Below are 3,468 nucleotides of genomic sequence, written 5' to 3'. Positions count from 1 at the left end.
GTGAAGCAGCTAATGCTCCGAGTATTGGTCTTACAGTGAACCAGAATACTGGATCCCCTATACCAGCTAAAGGTCCCATCATACCAACCTTAACACCTTGAATAGTTACATCATCCACAGGTGATCCATTTGCACGATCTTCTTCTAATGCTAATGTTACCCCAATAATAGGTGAAGCTACATATGGGTGAGTATTAAAGAATTCTAAGTGACGTGTTAATGCCGCTGCTCTATCTTCTTTAGTTTTATATAATTTCTTGATTGCAGGAATTAATGAAAATGCCCAACCACCGTTTTGCATTCTTTCATAGTTCCAAGATCCTTGAATGAAAGTTGAACGCCACCAAATAGAAAGACGATCTTTTTTTGTTAACTTTAATTTATTCTCCATTTCGTCTTCTCTCCCTTCTTAATAGTTATCGATGATATCGCCTATTGGATCTCCTGTATTTGATCCACCATTACCTGAACCGCCTTTTTTGCTAAGTGCTAGGTAAACAAGAGCTATAGATACACCGATTGCACCTAATCCCATAAGTGTAAGTTGAGGAATAGTTGCTAGTACAAAACCAATTGCAAAGAATGGCCATACTTCTTTTGTTGCCATCATGTTGATTACCATTGCATAACCAACAGCTACAACCATTCCACCACCTACTGCTAATCCGTCTGTTAACCAAGCTGGCATAGCAGCAAGCATTGCACTAATAGGACCAGAACCAATTAATAAGATTAGTGCAGCTGGAAGTGCTATACGTACACCTTGCATACAAATAGCAATAATTTGCCACATTTCAACTTTTCTAATATTTCCTTCTTTTGCAGCAGCGTCCATGAAGTGTACGAATGCTGTAGCAATTGTACGACAAATAATTGTTAATAATAATCCTGCAACTGCTAATGGAATTGCTATAGCAATAGCTGAATCAACTCCAGCTCTACCTTGACCACCAAGAACTAGAATAATTGCAGATGCAACAGATGCTAATGCTGCATCAGGTGCTACCGCAGCACCTATATTTGCCCAACCCATGGCAAGCATTTGAAGACTACCACCTAAGATTAAACATGGTACTAAGTTACCTGTAACTAACCCAATTAAGGTACAAGCAACTAGAGGTTGTTGAAATTGAAATTCGTCCAGGATACCTCCCATCCCAGCTAAAAATGCAATAATAATAACTAATATAACTTGCACTATACTCAAAGTCATAACTATTAACCCTCCTTTTACCTAAATAGTTAGATTACTTTTGTTTATTTAATTCGTCTTGTGCTTTTTTAAGTATTTCGTCCATATTTCCCTTTGAATCGCTTGGTACTTTACGAACATCAAATTCAAGACCAGCTTCTTTAAGCTTTTTGAAAGTATCAATATCCTCTTGATTGAAAGCAAGCACTTTATTTGGTTGAACCTTACCTGGTGAGTGAGCCATAGAACCAACATTTATTACTTTTAATGGCACTCCACCTTCTACTGCTCTTAATACATCTTCTGGATTTTCAAAAAGAAGTAATGCACGTTGTCCACCAAAATGTTGATCATCTTTTGCAAGCTTAATCATATGATTAATTGGAACAACATGAGCCTTAACTCCAGGTGGTGCAGCTTGTTGAATTAACTTCTTACGAAGTTCATCTTTAGCTACCGCATCTGAAACGACTATAATTCTTGTTGGGTTTACAGTCTTTGTCCAAGCAGTAGCTACTTGTCCATGAAGTAAACGTGAATCAATACGTGCTAAAACATATTCAAATTTACCTGGTGCACCTGCATTAGATTGATTTTGTGGAGCTTGAGGAGCTTGTACCTCTTCTTCTGGTTCTAACTCTTCTGGTCTAACCTTAACTCCTTCTCTTCCTGACTTTAAAATAGAAGCTGCAATTTCTTGTGCAGATTCTGTAGAGAAACGTAATCCATAAGCTTCAATTATCATTGGAAGATTCATACCAGCTACAATTGCCCATTTATCTTTATGTTCTTCAAATAAAGTATTTGCTTGATTAAATGGTGTACCACCCCAAAGATCGACCAAAATTAATACTTCATCTTGGTTATCAAAGGATGCAATTGCATCTTTAAGTTTTGCTCTAAAATCATCAGGTCCTTCACTTGGCATTAATACAACTGGTTTTACATTTTCTTGGTCCCCAAAAATCATCTTACTAGATTGAAATATACCTTCAGCAAATTCCCCATGACTTGCAAGAATAATTCCTACCATACCCTTTATACCTCCTATTTTCTTATAATAATAAAACAAAAAACATAAACATTTCGAGAATAAAACTACATAAATAACCTTAATTTGTATATCACATTCTTTACATAATAAACTTAATCACAAAAACAATATAATACCTTATAAATTAAATAAATCATGTAATATACAAATAAAATTAAGTTATCCTATTAAATTTAATTCCTTCATGTCCATGCTTAATTGAGTTAACAAAATAAAATTATCTTAAGATTACGTTTTCATGATAACACTTTTTCCTACATTATGCAATATAATTCATGTTTTTTTAAACCTTTTCTATTAAAATTCTTATTATATATATTTTATATCTATTTCTTAATAATTTTTTTATTTATTATTTATAACATCAAATATAAGATATTTTTCAATAACCTTCTTTATTCTAAATTCCAATAATATTCTTTGGGTAGATTTCCTCTTCTTAATTTATTGCTTAAATCTCTATCAAATAAATCTGGAGCAACAATTATTGGAATATTATTTTTTCCTCCCCAATATTTCATTCTAAAAAATTCTTCTCTAGCTTGTATTTCATCTTTTACAATAATTCCGTTTATATATTCTAAAGGAATTTTCTTATATATTAATACTTCTGCTTGTATATCAGTTGGTAAAGATTTTAGCATAGTAGGTGATCTTTTAATACTTCTTTTATTCGTTATAATATTTTCTTCAAATAAATTTTTAAATCCATTTATTCCTTTACATATATATTTTCCTCTTTCAGTTGCTGCATTTACTTTACAAAACAATGTTTCTTGTAAACATATTATTTGTGGATCTATACTTAGTATAATCCATTCCTTAAATAATTTATCATTATTTTTAATTCTATCTAAATAAAAAACATTTGGATATTGTATTGAACAACATATATAATCTGTTTTGCCATCTAATCTCAAATCATCATTGTAATCTTTATAATTTTCTAATAAGAAATCTGTTGCATAAATACCTTTAAAATCATTTAGTATATGACTTAGATTCTTTGAGTTAGTAAAATGACATATTCTTTTTATATTTCTATTTTTCATTTCTAATAATATTTGTTTATTTTCCATATAATTGAAATTGACTATGTAAGTCCAAAAGGAGGTTATACTCCAATAGATCCAGGTAGTTTAGAAAAAGCTTCTATGAGCCCAATTGATTGGAAATATTATACCGACCACAACTTTATAAATAAATTAGGAAATACCTTATC

At 31.6% G+C, this 3,468-nt stretch carries 4 protein-coding genes; all 4 read right to left on the bottom strand.

Annotated elements, in window-relative coordinates:
• Positions 1-391, bottom strand: a 391-nt coding sequence (locus SPJ33_RS09610; RefSeq protein ID WP_321117748.1) for a PTS system mannose/fructose/sorbose family transporter subunit IID, incomplete at its 3' end; no start/stop codon positions are given.
• An 18-nt stretch (positions 392-409) separates the two neighbouring features.
• A complete protein-coding gene (locus tag SPJ33_RS09605; RefSeq protein WP_321117747.1) occupies positions 410-1,213 on the bottom strand; it encodes a PTS mannose/fructose/sorbose transporter subunit IIC in 804 nt (267 codons plus the stop codon).
• 34 nt (positions 1,214-1,247) lie between these two features.
• Entirely contained in the window at positions 1,248-2,225 is a 978-nt protein-coding gene (locus SPJ33_RS09600; protein WP_321117746.1) for a PTS sugar transporter subunit IIB, read from the bottom strand.
• A gap of 416 nt (positions 2,226-2,641) precedes the next feature.
• The gene (locus SPJ33_RS09595; RefSeq protein WP_321117745.1) at positions 2,642-3,325 is read right to left on the bottom strand and encodes a DarT ssDNA thymidine ADP-ribosyltransferase family protein; all 684 of its coding nucleotides are present in this window, start codon (positions 3,323-3,325) and stop codon (positions 2,642-2,644) included.
• Positions 3,326-3,468: the final 143 nt, after the last annotated feature.

This window comes from Clostridium sp. (genome assembly GCF_034179595.1).
In the GTDB taxonomy this organism is placed as follows: domain Bacteria; phylum Bacillota; class Clostridia; order Clostridiales; family Clostridiaceae; genus Clostridium.
Note: the sequence above shows the minus strand (reverse complement) of the source record. Positions and strands in the feature narration are given on the sequence as shown.